The organism is Idiomarina sp. D18 (genome assembly GCF_057748155.1).
Window position 1 is genome coordinate 1,329,900 of record NZ_CM173240.1, and the last position, 16,159, is coordinate 1,346,058.

General features: G+C 46.8%; 16 protein-coding genes. 7 read left to right on the top strand and 9 right to left on the bottom strand.

Annotation, left to right across the window (positions count from 1 at the left end):
• Positions 1 to 39 precede the first annotated feature (39 nt).
• The 9 genes from tyrR to pspA all read right to left on the bottom strand — a co-directional run bounded on the left by tyrR (position 40) and on the right by pspA (position 7,972).
• Positions 40 to 1,599, bottom strand: a complete 1,560-nt coding sequence (tyrR, locus tag AC3AP5_RS06395; protein WP_006956012.1) for a transcriptional regulator TyrR — start codon at positions 1,597 to 1,599, stop codon at positions 40 to 42.
• Between the two features lie 128 nt (positions 1,600 to 1,727).
• Positions 1,728 to 2,066 carry a 4a-hydroxytetrahydrobiopterin dehydratase gene (locus AC3AP5_RS06400; protein ID WP_006956013.1) on the bottom strand — a complete coding sequence of 113 codons (339 nt, stop codon included), beginning with the start codon at positions 2,064 to 2,066 and terminating at the stop codon, positions 1,728 to 1,730.
• Between the two features lie 20 nt (positions 2,067 to 2,086).
• Positions 2,087 to 2,881 carry a phenylalanine 4-monooxygenase gene (gene phhA / locus AC3AP5_RS06405; protein ID WP_272978237.1) on the bottom strand — a complete coding sequence of 265 codons (795 nt, stop codon included), beginning with the start codon at positions 2,879 to 2,881 and terminating at the stop codon, positions 2,087 to 2,089.
• Between the two features lie 60 nt (positions 2,882 to 2,941).
• Positions 2,942 to 4,165: a methionine gamma-lyase gene (megL, locus tag AC3AP5_RS06410; RefSeq protein ID WP_487327275.1), complete on the bottom strand. Its 1,224-nt coding sequence runs from the start codon at positions 4,163 to 4,165 to the stop codon at positions 2,942 to 2,944.
• A gap of 157 nt (positions 4,166 to 4,322) precedes the next feature.
• On the bottom strand, positions 4,323 to 5,300 hold the full coding sequence (locus tag AC3AP5_RS06415) for a TIGR01620 family protein (protein ID WP_272978235.1): 978 nt from the start codon (positions 5,298 to 5,300) through the stop codon (positions 4,323 to 4,325).
• Positions 5,297 to 6,661, bottom strand: a complete 1,365-nt coding sequence (locus AC3AP5_RS06420; protein WP_487327276.1) for a YcjX family protein — start codon at positions 6,659 to 6,661, stop codon at positions 5,297 to 5,299. Before AC3AP5_RS06420 ends, AC3AP5_RS06415 begins: the two co-directional genes overlap by 4 nt.
• Complete coding sequence (gene pspC, locus AC3AP5_RS06425; RefSeq protein WP_272977540.1) at positions 6,658 to 7,041, bottom strand: envelope stress response membrane protein PspC; 384 nt, start codon at positions 7,039 to 7,041, stop codon at positions 6,658 to 6,660. The genes AC3AP5_RS06420 and pspC overlap by 4 nt, the downstream gene beginning before the upstream one ends.
• A complete protein-coding gene (gene pspB, locus AC3AP5_RS06430) occupies positions 7,038 to 7,271 on the bottom strand; it encodes an envelope stress response membrane protein PspB (RefSeq protein ID WP_006956019.1) in 234 nt (77 codons plus the stop codon). The genes pspC and pspB overlap by 4 nt, the downstream gene beginning before the upstream one ends.
• Positions 7,272 to 7,294: 23 nt before the next feature.
• Entirely contained in the window at positions 7,295 to 7,972 is a 678-nt protein-coding gene (gene pspA / locus AC3AP5_RS06435; protein ID WP_006956020.1) for a phage shock protein PspA, read from the bottom strand.
• Between the two features lie 204 nt (positions 7,973 to 8,176).
• Here pspA and pspF point away from each other — a divergent pair, with 204 nt between their 5' ends.
• From pspF to putP, 7 genes are read left to right on the top strand one after another with little or no spacing between them, the layout of a single operon-like run.
• Positions 8,177 to 9,259: a phage shock protein operon transcriptional activator gene (gene pspF / locus AC3AP5_RS06440; protein WP_487327277.1), complete on the top strand. Its 1,083-nt coding sequence runs from the start codon at positions 8,177 to 8,179 to the stop codon at positions 9,257 to 9,259.
• 4 nt (positions 9,260 to 9,263) lie between these two features.
• Complete coding sequence (locus AC3AP5_RS06445; protein ID WP_348671168.1) at positions 9,264 to 10,886, top strand: ABC transporter substrate-binding protein; 1,623 nt, start codon at positions 9,264 to 9,266, stop codon at positions 10,884 to 10,886.
• Positions 10,883 to 11,911: an ABC transporter permease subunit gene (locus tag AC3AP5_RS06450; protein WP_487327278.1), complete on the top strand. Its 1,029-nt coding sequence runs from the start codon at positions 10,883 to 10,885 to the stop codon at positions 11,909 to 11,911. Before AC3AP5_RS06445 ends, AC3AP5_RS06450 begins: the two co-directional genes overlap by 4 nt.
• Positions 11,898 to 12,791: an ABC transporter permease subunit gene (locus AC3AP5_RS06455; protein WP_006956024.1), complete on the top strand. Its 894-nt coding sequence runs from the start codon at positions 11,898 to 11,900 to the stop codon at positions 12,789 to 12,791. The genes AC3AP5_RS06450 and AC3AP5_RS06455 overlap by 14 nt, the downstream gene beginning before the upstream one ends.
• Position 12,792: 1 nt before the next feature.
• The gene (locus tag AC3AP5_RS06460; protein WP_006956025.1) at positions 12,793 to 13,785 is read left to right on the top strand and encodes an oligopeptide/dipeptide ABC transporter ATP-binding protein; all 993 of its coding nucleotides are present in this window, start codon (positions 12,793 to 12,795) and stop codon (positions 13,783 to 13,785) included.
• The gene (locus AC3AP5_RS06465; protein WP_006956026.1) at positions 13,782 to 14,594 is read left to right on the top strand and encodes an ATP-binding cassette domain-containing protein; all 813 of its coding nucleotides are present in this window, start codon (positions 13,782 to 13,784) and stop codon (positions 14,592 to 14,594) included. The genes AC3AP5_RS06460 and AC3AP5_RS06465 overlap by 4 nt, the downstream gene beginning before the upstream one ends.
• 17 nt (positions 14,595 to 14,611) lie before the next feature.
• Positions 14,612 to 16,135, top strand: coding sequence for a sodium/proline symporter PutP (gene putP / locus AC3AP5_RS06470; RefSeq protein WP_006956027.1), 1,524 nt, complete (start codon positions 14,612 to 14,614; stop codon positions 16,133 to 16,135).
• Positions 16,136 to 16,159 lie beyond the last annotated feature (24 nt).

The window sequence follows — 16,159 nt, forward strand, 5'->3', positions numbered from 1 at the left end:
ACACACTGTTGTAGCGTGTCGTAAAAAGTTTACAGCTATTTAAGACTGGCTTTTCTTGCGCTGCTTACCGATTCCGTAGTCACGCAGTTTATTAGCGACTGCAGTATGCGATAAACCCAAACGACGTGCCAGTTGTCGCGTACTTGGGAAACTTGGATACAATCGTTTAAGTACAGTACTCTCGAAACGGCGCACCGCCTCATCCAAACTGATATCTTCAATTTCGATGGCTAACGGGTCATCATCTATTTGCACTTCAGGCAACTTAACATCATTCGCCTCGAGCACGTCGCCATCGAGCATGGACACCGAACGAAACATCGTATTCTCAAGCTGACGTACGTTACCCGGCCATTGATAGGTCTTAATACGGTCCTTAGCTGAGCGGCTCAGTTTAACCAAGCTGCGCCCGAGCGATTTACAAGCTTGCGAAATAAAATGCTCAGCCAATAACACGGCATCCGCTTTACGTTCACGGAGTGGTGGTACATTCAGCGCGAGCACATTGAGTCGATAATACAAATCCTCGCGGAAAGTCCCCGCCTCAACTAGCTCATAGAGGTGGTTTTGTGCCGTACAAATAACACGTACATCGACGCTAACCTCTTGTTCTTCGCCGATACGACGGAATACGCCGTGCTCTAAAAAGCGCAATAACTTGGCCTGTAAATTAATCGACATCTCGCCGACTGAATCGAGTAACACGGTACCGCCAGCGGCTTGTTCTAGCACCCCTGTCTTTTTAGCACTGTGCTCTGATAAGCTGCCTGCGCCATGCCCAAATAACTCACTCTCGGCAACGTTGTCCGGTAACGCGGCGCAGTTAATCGCCAAAAACGGTTTATCGGCGCGCGCTGATGCTTGATGACACGCCTTTGCCAACAACTCCTTACCGACGCCCGTCTCACCCTCTATCAACAGAGGCGCATCCAACTCAGCCATACGCTGCGCTTCTTTAATCACCTTCTTGAATGCGGCGTTTTCAGTGAGTAAACGATCAAAGGCAGAATCATTCTTATTGTTCTGCCACTGAGCGACATTAGGTTCGGTCTTGCACGTTAAGACAGCCCCCGCAAAAGAGCGACTACCGTCCTCGCCAGCGACCCAAATAGGTAATATCTGTGCGTAATACTCTGCATTGTTGATCACAACCGCTTCAAACACGGGTTCTTTAGGTTGTTTATCAAGCCAGCGCGCCAATCCAAATCCAGTGATGAATTGCGACAAATAGTCGCCACTTAGGGTGTCCTTCGGGGCACCTAATAACTGTGCTGCGGCATCATTAATGATATCAATACGTCCTTTGATATCGATGGAAATCACCGGATCCGGCAAAGTACTTAAGAGTAAATCAAATTCAAAATGCTCACGCTCAAAAGGCATGTATGGGATGGTTTTCACATCGATAACATTTGGAATTCGACGTATTTGTGGCATTAAGTGGCTGAAGTCTTCAAACGCGAGTTCAGGAAAGTTTAGGTAAATCTTTCCGCGCGGATCAATTTCAATACCTCTTAAATCGATTTCTTGATCGCGAAGTATCTGCAATACATCAAGGCAAATGCCTAAACGGTCATCGCAGGTTATCTCTAGTCTCATGTCATTCGTTCAGGTTGAGAGATCTGTAAAGTATATCGTACAGGATATTCAAGCGCGGATACAGAAAAACCCTAGCGTTTGAGCTAGGGTTTTTGACGTTCTATCGAACTATTTGCCGAATCTTAAGCTTAATTTAAGATTTCGTCCGTTTTCGCAGCCATAACAAAATCGTTTTTGTGTAGGCCATTAATTGCATGGGTCCACCAAGTCACCGTCGCCTTACCCCACTCAGTAATAATTTCTGGATGGTGCTTCTCGGCCTCAGCAATTTCACCGACTTTGTTGGTGAATTCCAATGCTTGGCGGAAGTTTTTGAATTTAAACTCGCGACGTAACATCATCACACCGTCGTCACTCACCGGCGTCCACTCGGGGATCTCGCGCATCAACGATGCCAACTCATCATCACTGACCTTCGGTGCGTCTGCGTTACACGCTTCACAGTGTTCTTGATTTAATGCAGCCATATAAATACTCCTATTAATTATTATGCCGCGTCTTTAGGCGGGAATTTTGGTTCAAAGAGTCCCAGTTCCATAGCCTCGCGTACCAACGCCATGATATCCATGTCTGAAATCTCAAATAATTCATCGACACTATTGATGGTGTAGTACACAGGCTGAATAATATCGATCCGATAAGGGGTTCGCAGAGCATCCAACGCTTTCAGTGGATGACGTTCAGGCTTATCACTGTTCACCGCATATTCGGTTTCCGCTGGTGAGGATAAAATACCACCACCATAAATGCGGATGCCTTCGTCCGTTTGTAACAGACCAAATTCAACAGTAAACCAGTATAAGCGTGCTAAGTAAACGCGTTCTTTCGGTGTCGCCGCATAACCCAGTTTGCCATATTGATGTGTAAAGTGGGCAAATGCAGGATTGGTCAACAATGGACAATGGCCGAAAATTTCATGAAAGATGTCGGGTTCTTGCAAGTAGTCGAACTCTTCCCGAGTACGAATAAATGTAGCGACTGGGAATTGCTTATTAGCTAACAACCGAAAGAATTCGTCAAATGGAATCAGTGCCGGCACCGCAGCAACCTGCCAACCTGTTTCACGCTCAAGTACTTCATTAAGCTCGTGCAGCTGCGGTATACGGTCTTTTGGCAAGTCGAGTAGTTCAAGTCCTTTCATGTACTCATCACAGGCTTTGCCTGGAATGCACTTAAGTTGACGCTCAACTAAATCGTGCCAAACCTGATTCTCTTCATCAGTCCAATGGATGATTCCCTCGGCATCGGGCTGTTTGGATACGTAATTACTCTCTTTACCCATAGTTATGCCTCTTCTTGCTGTTCTAATTTAAGTGTAGATTAATAATTGAAGTCCGTGTGGCTATGCCGAATCACGCCAGCGGCTGGCAACACTATCAAGCGCTTGTTTGAGATCGGCAATGATATCGTTAGCATCCTCTAAACCCACGGCAATACGCAGTAACGTATCGCTAATGCCCGCAGCTTGGCGTGCCTCCGGGGTATACGGTGAGTGCGTCATGGACGCTGGGTGTTGAATCAAGGTCTCGGCATCACCTAAACTCACTGCGAGTGCAATCATCTCGAGCGCGTCAAGAAATGCCCGCGCGCCCTGCTCGTCGCTATGTAGCTCAAACGCGATAACAGCGCCGGCACGTTGCATTTGCGACCCCACCAAATCGTGTTTGGGATGACTGGCTAATCCCGGATAATAAATTTTCTTAATGAGTTCATGTTGTTGTAAGAAACTCACGACCTTCTCGGCATTATCGCAATGCCGTTGCATGCGAACGTCGAGTGTTTTAAGCCCTCGTAAAATGAGCCACGCATCATGCGGGCTCATCGTCGCGCCCATATCTTTTAGCGTTGTCATTTTGATATCGGTGATGGTTTCCTCGTCACCACATACGATACCTGCAACCACATCACCGTGGCCGTTTAGAAATTTCGTGGCGCTATGAATCACAATATCGGCCCCCAATGACTTCGGGTGTTGCAACAGGGGGGTCATAAAGGTGTTGTCGACAATAAGTTTGGCTTCACTGACACCCATCGCCGTCTTAATTGCTGCGATATCGAGTAGTTTCAAATGTGGATTAGCGGGCGTTTCAAGAAACACGAAGCGCGTATTATCGCGCAGATGCTTTGTGACCTGACTTGCGTCAGCCATATCGATAAACTCGGCTTCTACGCCAAAACGCTCAAATAAATCGCTGAACAATGCGAAGCTACAGCCGTAAATCGCATCGGATACCAACACATGATCCCCCGAGCGTACGAGTGCCATGGTCGTCGCTGCAATCGCTCCCATGCCGGTAGCACTTGCGGCGGCTGCTGAAAAGCCTTCAAGCGAGGCTACACGTGTTTCTAACTGCGTAACAGTTGGATTACCGAGGCGACTGTAAATATAGCCTGGCTCTTCACCCGCAAATCGGGCACTACCCTGGTCAGAATGACTAAACTTAAATGTCGATGTCTGATACAACGGAGCAACCAATGCACCCTCGGGATCCTGCGGTGCTTTACCGCCATGGATGACTTGCGTGGCCAGCTGATGATGTTCCGTTGACTGCTTATCTGCGCTCATTATTCCGTCCCAAAGTCACGACTAAAAAATATTCATTTGTCATATTTTTGTTATGGATTAAGAGTGCAGTGAGTCACTATCAAAAGGCAATGCTTCGGCCGCCGACATTTATTCAGGCAGCTGTAACGCTATTTTTCCACTTAACTGGTCTAACCAGCTACAATGATTGACTGGTATCGCTTGAAGCGTGTTCAGGTTTATTTTTAAACATTGTTGGAAACTGTTTTGCTAAATCCTTCACCAACAACTTTTGCATGGATAGTAAGCTCGGTTTTTGCGTGTGTACGTAAGGTAAAGGTCTAACGAGTCGTATAGTTTGTAACCCTAAACGGGCTGTCAGTAACCCTGCACCGACGCCTTGTGCCGCGCGTGCTGAGAGACGTGCAACTAACTCGGTGCTTAACCATTGGCTACCCATATCAACGATAAGCTCACTCACGCCCGCATAAGCTAAGTTTGTCAGTATATGACGCCATAATTTAATGCGGCTCCAATAACCGAGCTTCACTCCGTAAAGGCGCGACAGTTCACTGATCATGCGTTGATTACGCCAAAGTAGCAGTAGCATATCGGCCAGGCTACTTGGACTGATAGCGACCAATGCGGCAGCTTCCAAGGACCATTTGCGAATTCGTCGCATCGCTGTCTGATCGACATTCGCTAAGATATCCTGCTCAAAGCGTGTCGCGATTTCTTGTTCGTTCCAGTGCGACTGACGCTGTTGCTGCCATTGTTGTTCTAAATCGGGTCGGTGTAATGCTTGGATATGTGATTGCTCGTCAAAGTGCGCCTGCATCTGCCAACGTTGCTTCAGCTTTCTTAGCAACCACCATTCACGGATAAAAAATCCAAATAATGTTAGGCATAGCAACACACTCACGACAAGCCAGAGACTGCCAAGCCAGAATGACGATTGAAAAGCCCCATAGATGCCAAGTATCGTCTCGGTGAGCACCCCGATGAAAACAGCAACGATGGTCACCAGTGCCAATTTTCGCAGTTTAGTTTGACCTTTTCGCCGCGTTGATGTCGCGATAGTTTCAGCAGCTTCGGCATTCATATCTGCAGTCGTATCTTCGACCTTATCAACCGGCTCTTCGATGGCATAGAACTTTAATTGGGTATCCTGCTTCACTTCAACTTATCTCCTAACAAGTATTCGAGCAGCTGATCAAGCCTAATGTGCGGTAAAGGTGAATCGGCAGCGCTAAAATGAGGTACAAACTGTGGAAACTCAAAACCCGTTTGCCATTGCTTATCGTTCGGCAATTGCGCGGGCACAGAAGGTGCGCCTACACGAACTTTTTGACCGCTTTCTAAATAACCATCTAACACAATAGTTCCATCATTGAGTCGTCCGGCCTTACTCGTAGCAATCCCTGCTACTGCGAACAGTTCATGCTCAATCCGTTCAAACTGAAAATGTTGTCGTGAACGACGTAACATGTCAGATAACAGTTGATTCAGTGCGTGTTGGCCATCCGGACCGACATGATCAACTTTTGAGGCGACTAAAGCCACTTTATCGATAGCAGGAGAAATAATTCGCCGTAAAAGCGCATTCTCACCATATTCAAAACTATTCAACAGCCCCGTCAAAGTCTCTATGAGCTCGTCAAATCGGGCTTTACCGTGCTCTAGCGCTGTAAGCACATCGACCAAAATCACTTGTCGATTAAATCCTTGAAAGTGATTTTTATAAAAAGGTTTAATGACGTCTTCTTTATAACGTTCAAATACGCGCTTTAAATGTTCAAATTGTGCAGAGTTTTGATCGCTGAATGGCCAAGGGAAAAACCCCATTACAGGCGCGCCTTCGAGTTGTCCTGGAAGCAAGTGACGGCCCGGTTGCAAATTGTAAAAGCCCGCTGCTTGAGCTGATTTTAAAGCCTGCTGGTAACCCTGTGCCAGCTCTCTCAGAGTCGTATCAGATACCGATTCGCTTTTAAGTTGCGAGCGAGCGTGCTGATACCATGACGCAAAATGGTTAGCACGTTCGCCTTGTTGATTCAATTGATTCTGCTGAACGGACCATGCGCCGTAATGGCTTTGCAGTAGTGGTAAGTCTAATAGCCATTCGCCAGGATAGTCGACGAGCTCGACCACGAGCCGACGTTCATCCATTAGGTGTTTAGCAACCCCTGAGCGTGGTTGGTATTTTATTTCAAAGCGAATTTCACTCACGTCACGCGTCGAGGACGGCCAACTGGGTTGTGCTGAAGTAAGCACCTTAATCGCCTCTTCGTAGGCAAAGCGAGGCGTTGACCAGTCTCGGTTTTCAATCAGTCGGCTCCCCAGCAAACGTCCAGAATGCTTAACTTGCCAGAACGCTAACTGCTTCGCATCATAACCGTTCAGCACCTGCTCAAGCATACCGGTTATCAGTGCGGTCTTGCCAGCACCACTGAGACCCGTGATAGCGAGTCTGATATGACGATCAAACCCGCGATTGATGAGATCGCGGGTTTGCTGTTGAGCCTTTTTTAATGAAATCACAGCTGCCTTAATTCACGATTCAAATTATATTGCGTAGAGGTGACGTATTTTTCCATTCGTTGCACTTGCTCGTCCAACGATTTTAACTCGCTTTCCATTTCTGCAACCGCTTGACTAGCAGGTTTGCCGCCGCCATAGACACGCGTCTTGATGTGCATATCTTGATGCCCTTCAGACCGCGGTTTCTTATCTAAAATAAGCCAGCCCGCGATATACAGCACTAAAAAGAAACCTTGAGAAAAAATCAATCCGGTGAAAAAAATCAGCCGTACCACCCAGGTTTCGATGTTTAAGTAGTCGGCAAGACCGGCACATACGCCGGCAATCTTGCCTGTTTCAGTGTTGCGTTGGAGCTGACGTTTGCGTTCAGTAGCACTCATTTGTGTTCCCTCCAGCTAGGTGAGTCAGCATCTAAGATGCGCTCAAGCGTTTGTACGCGTTCACGCATTTTTTCTACTCGCTCACTCATTTGATTCAATTGGCTGCGTTCTTCTTCACTAATACCTTGGCTCGCATTTCGCTTGCTTTTGTAGTGAAGAATCAACCAAATGGGGGCGACAATCACCAAAAATATGATAATGGGCGCCATCAAAAACTCTAGAAAGTCCATGTTGCTTTGTCCTAAAGGCTAAGTTATTGACTGTTCTCGTTCTTTTTTGCGTTCATGCGCGCTTTTAAAGCCTCGAGTTCATCAGTCACTTTACTCTCATTTTCGAGCTCTGCAAATTCATCACGTAAAGTTCGCTTGCCCATATCGTAAGCATCAACCTGTGCTTCAATATCATCAATTTTGGCCTCGTAACGATCGAACTTCATCATCGCTTCATCTACTTTGCCGCTATCCACCTGTTTACGCACTTGCAAACGGCTTGATGCAGTTTTTTCTCGCATCATAATTGTTTTCTGACGTGCCTTGGCATCCGCGAGTTTTTCTTGTAACTGCGAAATTTCATCGTTGAGTTTCGACAAGCTTTCATCAACTCGCTCTAACTCTTGCTGTAATGAGTCGACCGCTTGCTGCGCTTTTTGCTTCTCGATCAAAGCCTGCTTCGCGAGATCCTCGCGCTCTTTAGATAGCGCCAACTCCGCTTTATTTTCCCAGTCCAACACTTCGTGCTCGACGCGTTGCTGCTGACGTTGCACATCTTTCTTTTCAGCAATCAAACGTGCTGATGTCGAACGTACCTCAACAAGTGTGTCTTCCATTTCTTGAATGATTAGACGCACCATTTTTTGTGGATCTTCTGCCTTATCAAGCAGTGAGTTGATATTTGAGTTAACAATATCGCTAAAGCGTGAAAAGATACCCATAATTAATACCCCTTGGTGTTACATACAAATTGGGTCTTACGACCGTGCCAAGATCCATTCAATATTTGCGCCAATTTATATTTTTTATGTAAAACTTTGATTTTATTAATGTTTTTCAATCCGTACAATTTTTAATACTTGCCTTTTTATGTGAATTTGACTAATAATTAGCAAAAATAACTATAAAGCTGGAAAAATAATCAAATGAGCCGAAGCCGCCCCTCCGATAATCTGATAGGCCAATCCAATAGCTTCATTGAAGTGCTTGAGCATGTCTCTCAAGTCGCACCTTTAAATAAACCCATCCTTATTATTGGTGAGCGAGGAACTGGTAAAGAACTCATTGCCGCTCGTTGTCATTATCTATCCCAACGCTGGGACCAGAAATACGTTACGCTGAATTGTGCCTCGCTAAACGATAATTTGCTAGAGAGTGAGTTGTTCGGTCATGAGTCTGGTGCATTTACCGGCGCATCAAAAAAACACGAAGGCCGCTTTGAACGTGCCGACGGTGGCAGTTTGTTTTTAGATGAGCTCGCTAATACGTCGATGTTGGTTCAGGAAAAACTACTGCGTGTCATCGAGTACGGTGAATTCGAGCGCGTAGGTGGCACGCGCCCTATTAAAGTGGATACGCGTTTGATTGCCGCCACTAACGAGGATTTGCCCAGCCTCGCTGACGCAGGTCAGTTTCGTCATGACTTACTCGATCGTTTGGCTTTCGACGTTATCACTCTGCCACCACTGCGGCATCGTCGTGAAGACATTATGATACTGGCAGAACACTTTGCTATTAATATGGCGCGTGAACTTGAATATGAGTTGTTTAGTGGATTCAGTGAGCGCGCTAAGCGGGCGCTGATGGATTATCAATGGCCAGGCAATGTACGTGAGCTAAAGAATGTGATTGAACGCAGCGTCTATCGAACAGGTAATGGTCACATACCGGTCAGCGATATCATCTTCGACGCCTTTGATAGCCCCTACCGTCCAGCGCGTAGTCAATCGACCGAGGCAACTCGACCGGTACCAGAAACACAAAGCGTCGAGCAGGATGATAGTCCAGCCGCGACGCAGTCGGCTAACGAATCAATCCTATCACCGGTCTCCATCGATCAGCCCATCGATTTAAAGGAGCAATCGCAACAATTCGAGATTCAATTGCTGACCGAGGCACTCAAACTATGTCAATATAACCAAAAACGCACGGCTAAACACTTAGGTCTTACTTATCATCAGTTGCGCGGTTACTTGAAAAAGTATCAACTGCTTGAGGGAACGCAATAAAATAATGTCTAAACAGTCGATTATAGTTACCGCACTGGCTAGTTTTTTACTGCTGAGTTGTAGTGAACAAACACAAGTGCCTGAACCGTTACAAGATGGTCTTATTTATTGCTCCGAGGGAAACCCTGAGAGTTTCAACCCTCAACGCGTAACCTCGGGCACCACGGTTGATGCCACAGCATCCCAATTATATGACCGTCTAATCGACTATGATGCGGCACAGCAGAGCTTTGTCAGTGCACTTGCCACCGACTGGCAAGCGCTTGATAACGGTCAGCGCTATCGTTTTCATTTACGCCGTAATGTGACATTTCACGATACCGACTACTTCACCCCATCGCGTTACTTCAACGCGGATGATGTCGTCTTCAGTTTCCGACGCTGGCTCGATAGCGATGCGCCCTACCACTCTGTCGGAGGCGGTTTCTATCCGTTCTTTGCGGCAACCGGCTTGGATCAGTTAATTTCCCAAGTTCAGAAAGTTGATCCATATACGGTTGATATCATTCTCACGCATCCAGATAGCTCTTTTCTTGCAAATTTAGCGACTGACTTTGCCATTATTTTATCCAAAGAGTATGCGGATCAATTGGCGAGCAATCGCCAACGTGAACTTATCGATAAACGGCCCATCGGCACGGGCCCTTTTAAATTCGTTGCTTTTAAAAAGGATTATTACATTCGCTATCAACGCCACGAAAGCTATTGGCGACAAGGACCAAGTATCGAGCGTCTAGTGTTCTCCATTACGCCTAACGCGAACAAACGCATGCTGAAGTTGGTTACCGGCGAGTGTGATGTCATTCCTTATCCACTCGTCAGTGAGTTGAAGTCATTGAACCGGAAAGAAATTGAGGTTCGATCGGAGGTAAGTCCTAATGTGTCGTTCTGGGCTTTTAATACTCAACGACCTCCTTTCGACGACCCTAAAGTTCGACAAGCATTGAGCTATGCGATCAATCGCGAAGCCATCATTGATACAATTTACTACGGTAATGCCGAGTTAGCAGAATCCATATTACCGCCCACTTCTTGGGCGTCTTCAGATGCAGAACTTAAGTATCACTATAATCCAGAAAAGGCGCGCAAGATGCTCAGAGAAGCGGGAATCCCGCGTGGATTTAAAATGGATATATGGGCTATACCGGTACAGCGCGTGTACAATCCAAACGCGCGCCGTATGGCGGAGTTAATGCAGTCAGACTTGGCAGAGGTGGGTGTTGATGCACGCATTATAAGCTACGAATGGAATACATTCAGACGTCGACTAAGCCGCTCGGAGCACGATACCGTATTGATAGGTTGGTATGCCGATAATGCCGATCCTGATAATTTTTTCCGACCCTTGCTAAGTTGTGCAGCGGTTGCAAGTGGCAGCAACCGCGCTAATTGGTGTCATAACGGCTTCGATCAGATTCTTTATCAAGCGATTTCAACTACGGATAATGCTCAAAGAAAGCAGCTTTATCACTCTGCACAGCAGTTGCTGATGCAGCAACAACCCTTGTTGCCGATTGCCCACTCAATGCGTTATCAGGCGCAACGAGAGTACGTCAAGGGCGTGGAACTGCCACCTTATGGCGGTATCAGCTTTAGACTTGCAGGGAAGGAGCTACCTGCCCAATGACCCGTTATTTAATGACTCGCTTATTTTATTTCTTCTTAGCGCTTCTGGTGTTAAGTGTCGTCACGTTTTCACTTAATTGGCTGTTCCCGGGGGAGCCGCTTACCAATATGAGCGGAATACGAGATGGACAGGCCGCTTACAATGCAACATTAGAGAGTCGCGCTTTTGACAGTACCGTTATTCAACAATATGTAAATTATTTGGCGCATATCACCCAATTTGACTGGGGGCTCTCACTGTCGACAGGTAACGACGTTTGGCAAGATGCGGCGACTTACTTAGTGGTGAGTGCCGAGCTGGTGTTGTTAAGTTTTGCGCTGGCGGTACTGATCGGCTTGCCACTCGGCATGCTGGCTGCTAATTATTTTCGTCACAATTTAGACAAGTTTATTTTGACTAGTGCCATGACAGGCTATTCGATACCCGTGTTTTGGCTCGCTCAGCTCTTAATTCTCTTGTTCGCTGTACAAATCGAATGGCTCCCCATCACTGGGCAAATCAATCCACTGTATGCGATCGATTCAATCACAGGTTCAGTCATTATCGATATTTTGCTCAGTGATAGCCAATACAAGCTGGCTGCACTCCAAGATGCGCTTTTACACCTTGTGCTGCCCGTGCTGACCCTCTCAAGTTTGCCGTCCATGCTGTTGCTGCGCATTACTCGAAACCAAACCATTGAGGTGTTGCAGAAACCTTATGTGAAAGCAGCCCGGGCACGTGGGCTGAGTCAGAAACGGCTCTTATTCAAACATGCGCTACCCAATGTGCTGCAAGATGTTTTACCACAAATGACATTTATTTTTGGCTTGATGATGGCCAACTTAGTAATCGTAGAGCATATTTTTAATTGGCCAGGTGCAGGGGCTTGGTTGTTAAAGGCGATTATCGAGCGAGATTATCCCATTATTCAGATGGTCTTGTTTACTCTCATGGGGTTAATTTTAGTGCTGAATTTATTAGTTGAAATTTACCGCGGCTGGCGTTTTCCTATGACTCGAGAAGAACGATATGGCGGATATTGAATTATATTACCAAGATCGCAATCCATCGCCCTTACAGCTCGTTTGGTTTGCGTTCAAACGGCGCTTAGCGCCGATGATCTCGCTCTGGTTACTTGGCGCCTTATTAGTGCTGGTGATTCTTGCACCTGTGATAACGCCCTATTCTGCCAATGTTCAATTTGTTGATGCCGTTGCCTTACCACCAAGTTGGACACATGACGGCAATATGCAATTCCTGTTTGGTACAGACGACTTGGGACGCGATATGTTATCACGCCTGCTAATTGGTGGGCGCTTCAGTTTTGGACTACCTATCATCATGGTGATTCTCGCTTCGACTATCGGAATTTTCATTGGTGCTATGGTCGGTGCAGATACAAAATCAAAGTTGCGTGTTTTGGGTCGGACGCTGGATCGATTACTAACAATTCCCTCTTTTTTACTCGCTCTAGTGCTTATTGCGATTTTAGGAGCGGGGCTTGGTAACGCGATTATTGCCATTACGCTGTCGCTTGTTCCGCAATTTATTTACGTTACTCGGAACGCGGTCTATCAAGAATGGCAAAAGGACTACGTCACTGCATCACGCTTAAATGGATGTAGTAACACATATCTCATGTATCGGGTAATTTTACCCAATATTACGCCTATTTTGGTGATGCAGCTGACCGTCGCGTTATCGGTCGCGATTATGGATATTGCCGCACTCAGCTTTTTGGGGTTAGGTGTACAAAGTCCAACCCCCGAATGGGGGAGCATGCTTGCTCGTAGCCTAGATGAGGTATACCTATCGCCGTGGAGTATGGTGCTCCCTGGATTATCACTCTTTGCCACCATAATGGCCATCAACGTTGTAGGTGATAGCTTACGTCGCGCCATTAAACAACGCATGGACACCTAGTATGGACCTATTGGATATTCGTAATCTCACGATTGAAATGGATGGCCCTCACGGACGTGTGCGTGTGCTCGACAAAGTCAGCTTGCAGTTAAAAGAAGGTGAAGTTCACTCGTTAGTGGGTGAATCGGGCTCCGGTAAGAGTCTTCTCGCTAAAGCCGTAATTGGAGTATTGAATCCGCTTTGGGACGTTACTGCTGACAGGCTTTGGTGGAATGGCAAAGATTTGCTGGCGATGACGCCCAAACAGCGTCGCGCGATAACCGGTCGCGATATGGCTATGATTTTTCAAGATCCATTAGCCTATCTAGATCCTAACTCAACCGTCGCAGAACAAATTACTGAAGCTATCCCTGCCGGAGACGTAACGGGCACTTTTATGCATCGCAGAATCGACCGCAAAACACGCGTTGCTCAATTGCTTCACCGGGTCGGTATTCGCGATCATGATGCCATTATGAAAAGTTACCCTTATGAGCTTTCGGAGGGTATTGCTCAAAAAGTGAGTATTGCCATTGCAATCGCCCACCGCCCCAAGTTGCTGATCGCCGATGAACCGACAACAGCAATGGAGCCTTCGACGAAGGATCAAATCCAACGATTATTGGGAAAGCTTGCGGTAAGTCAGAGCATGTCGGTACTTTTAATTACTCAAGATGTCGCCTCAATCTTACCCGCAACCCAACGTGTGTCACTGTTATACTGCGGCCAAATGATGGAGCACGGTGATACGGAAACTGTATTAAACCGCCCTGCTCATCCTTACACCGATGCGATGATAAAAATGAGCCTCCAAGCACACGCGGAACTTGAGCCTAAATCCAAGTTACCGAGTTTGCCCGGTGCCGTACCTACATTGCGCCATATGCCGATTGGCTGCCGATTGGGACCTCGTTGTCCATACGCGCAAAAACAGTGTGTCAAAGCGCCGTTGGTCCGCCATCGCGATGAGCAGAGCTATTATTGTCACTTCCCTTTAAATGAGCCTGAAGCATGAGTCACTTACTCGAAGCGGTCGATTTATTTAAGACCTTCAGACCACGCCGTTCTTGGCCGTGGAGTAAGAAGTCAGTCGCTTTAGAACCGACTTCCTTCACACTTGAAGCGGGGGAAACGCTCGCTATTATGGGCGAAACAGGCTCAGGTAAATCCACGCTCTCTAAAATTATTGCCGGGGTCGAAGCGCCATCTGGCGGTGAACTGTATTTAAATGGTCAAAAGCTGAATTACGCACAATCCAAGCGTCGTTGCCAAAATATTCGTATGGTCTTTCAAGACAGCGATAAATCTTTGAACCAGCAATTAACAGTAGGTCAACAGCTTGAAGAGCCTCTCTTATTCAATCGCGAAATGTCCAATAGTGAACGAAAACAGCTGATTCACAGTACTTTACGTAAGGTGGGCTTGCTGGCAGAGCATGCGGCGTTTTATCCGCACATGCTCTCGACCGGACAAAAGCAACGTGTCGCGATAGCGCGAGCCATTATTTTGGATCCGCAAATCGTCGTAGCTGATGAGGCTTTGGTCGCACTCGACCCATCCGTTAGAGCACAAATTATTAATCTAATGCTCGATCTTCAAAAAGATATGGGTATTTCTTATATTATCGTGACACATTCGCCACAGATCGTGAAACATATTGCTGACAAGATCTTAATTTTATATCGTGGTAAAATGATCGCGTTTAATGAAACAGAACGTTTATTAACAGAGAAGCAACAACCTTACGTACAAGCCTTGTTGCATGAACACTTAATTAATCATTCTCAAATAACCGGTAACTCGAGCGCTAAGGTTACCGAATAACAAGACAGGAGTTTAATGTGGAAACAGGTACTCTGATATCGCTAGCGCTGTACTTCATTGTCATGCTGGGCATTGGTTTATATGCCTATAAGAAGTCAACCGACTCGGTTTCTGGCTATATGCTAGGTGGCCGTGGGTTAGGGCCCGCTGTGACAGCGTTGTCTGCAGGTGCGTCTGACATGAGTGGTTGGATGTTGATGGGTCTACCCGGAGCGATTTATGTTGCCGGCGTATCGCAACTATGGATTGCTGTGGGTTTGGTCATTGGCGCCTATCTTAACTACGTGATTGTCGCACCCAGATTGCGCACATACACTGAAGTAGCCGATGACGCGATTACAATTCCAGATTATTTTGCCAATCGTTTTAACGATAAAGGCCGTGCGCTACGTATTTTCTCGTCCGTCGTTATCATTATCTTCTTTACGTTATACACATCAGCGAGCTTAGTCGCAGGGGGTAAGCTATTTGATAGCTCCTTCGGCATGGACTACACGACAGGCTTATGGGTAACCGCTGGTGTTGTCTGTGCGTACACCCTGTTCGGTGGCTTCCTCGCTGTAAGTATGACCGACTTTGTGCAAGGCTGTATCATGTTTGTCGCACTGGTGCTTGTGCCTATCGTAGCCTTTGCTGAGCTCGGTGGTTATAGTGATGTGGTCGGTCAAGTCAAAGACATCAACCCACAATTCCTCGACTTCTTTATGGACGGCTCCACCGGGGAAAGTCTCGCCGCACTCGGTATCATATCCTTGCTTGCTTGGGGTCTGGGGTATTTTGGTCAACCCCACATTATCGTGCGCTTTATGGCGATCCGCTCAGTGAGTGATATCAAAAACGCACGTCGCATTGGTATTAGCTGGATGTTTGTGTCAATCATCGGTGCCATGGCGACAGGCTTTGTTGGTATTGCTTATGTGGCGGAAACTCAAATGACGCTGAACGATGCGGAAACGATTTTCATCATCTTCTCGCAGTTCCTATTCCATCCGCTGATTGGTGGCTTCCTGCTAGCAGCGATTCTTGCGGCTATCATGAGTACCATTTCTTCGCAGCTGTTAGTGAGCTCAAGTTCACTCACCGAGGACTTCTATAAAGCGTTCTTACGCAAAGATGCGTCTGATAAAGAGCTTGTAGCCGTCGGTCGAATTTCTGTATTACTGGTATCTTTAGTCGCTATTTGGTTAGCGTGGAACCCCGAAAACACGATTCTCTCACTCGTATCTAACGCGTGGGCCGGTTTCGGTGCAGCCTTTGGTCCAGTCGTTATTTTAAGCTTATTCTGGCGTCGTATGAACCGTCACGGTGCACTTGCCGGTATGCTGTTAGGTGCTATTACTGTCCTTATCTGGATCTACGGTCCAACCGTTGGCGGCGAGCATCTAAGCGCCTACGTATATGAGATCGTTCCAGGTTTCATTATCTCGACTATCGCTATCATCGTCGGTAGCTTGGTAACGGCAGAACCCGACCAAAACCTCCGTGATAAGTTCGACGAAATGGAACAGATCATGGATGACCATTATCACACTGCCAAGTAAAGCTAAGTAGTTAGACGCTGCAGT

Coding starts and splice junctions, on each gene's coding strand:
- AC3AP5_RS06450 (WP_487327278.1), top strand. CDS start 10,883: ATGACCCGTTATTTAATGACTCGCTTATTTTATTTCTTCTTAGCGCTT.
- AC3AP5_RS06400 (WP_006956013.1), bottom strand. CDS start 2,066: ATGGCTGCATTAAATCAAGAACACTGTGAAGCGTGTAACGCAGACGCA.
- phhA (WP_272978237.1), bottom strand. CDS start 2,881: ATGGGTAAAGAGAGTAATTACGTATCCAAACAGCCCGATGCCGAGGGA.
- AC3AP5_RS06455 (WP_006956024.1), top strand. CDS start 11,898: ATGGCGGATATTGAATTATATTACCAAGATCGCAATCCATCGCCCTTA.
- megL (WP_487327275.1), bottom strand. CDS start 4,165: ATGAGCGCAGATAAGCAGTCAACGGAACATCATCAGCTGGCCACGCAA.
- pspC (WP_272977540.1), bottom strand. CDS start 7,041: ATGAGTGCTACTGAACGCAAACGTCAGCTCCAACGCAACACTGAAACA.
- AC3AP5_RS06445 (WP_348671168.1), top strand. CDS start 9,264: ATGTCTAAACAGTCGATTATAGTTACCGCACTGGCTAGTTTTTTACTG.
- AC3AP5_RS06460 (WP_006956025.1), top strand. CDS start 12,793: ATGGACCTATTGGATATTCGTAATCTCACGATTGAAATGGATGGCCCT.
- pspB (WP_006956019.1), bottom strand. CDS start 7,271: ATGGACTTTCTAGAGTTTTTGATGGCGCCCATTATCATATTTTTGGTG.
- AC3AP5_RS06465 (WP_006956026.1), top strand. CDS start 13,782: ATGAGTCACTTACTCGAAGCGGTCGATTTATTTAAGACCTTCAGACCA.
- tyrR (WP_006956012.1), bottom strand. CDS start 1,599: ATGAGACTAGAGATAACCTGCGATGACCGTTTAGGCATTTGCCTTGAT.
- pspF (WP_487327277.1), top strand. CDS start 8,177: ATGAGCCGAAGCCGCCCCTCCGATAATCTGATAGGCCAATCCAATAGC.
- pspA (WP_006956020.1), bottom strand. CDS start 7,972: ATGGGTATCTTTTCACGCTTTAGCGATATTGTTAACTCAAATATCAAC.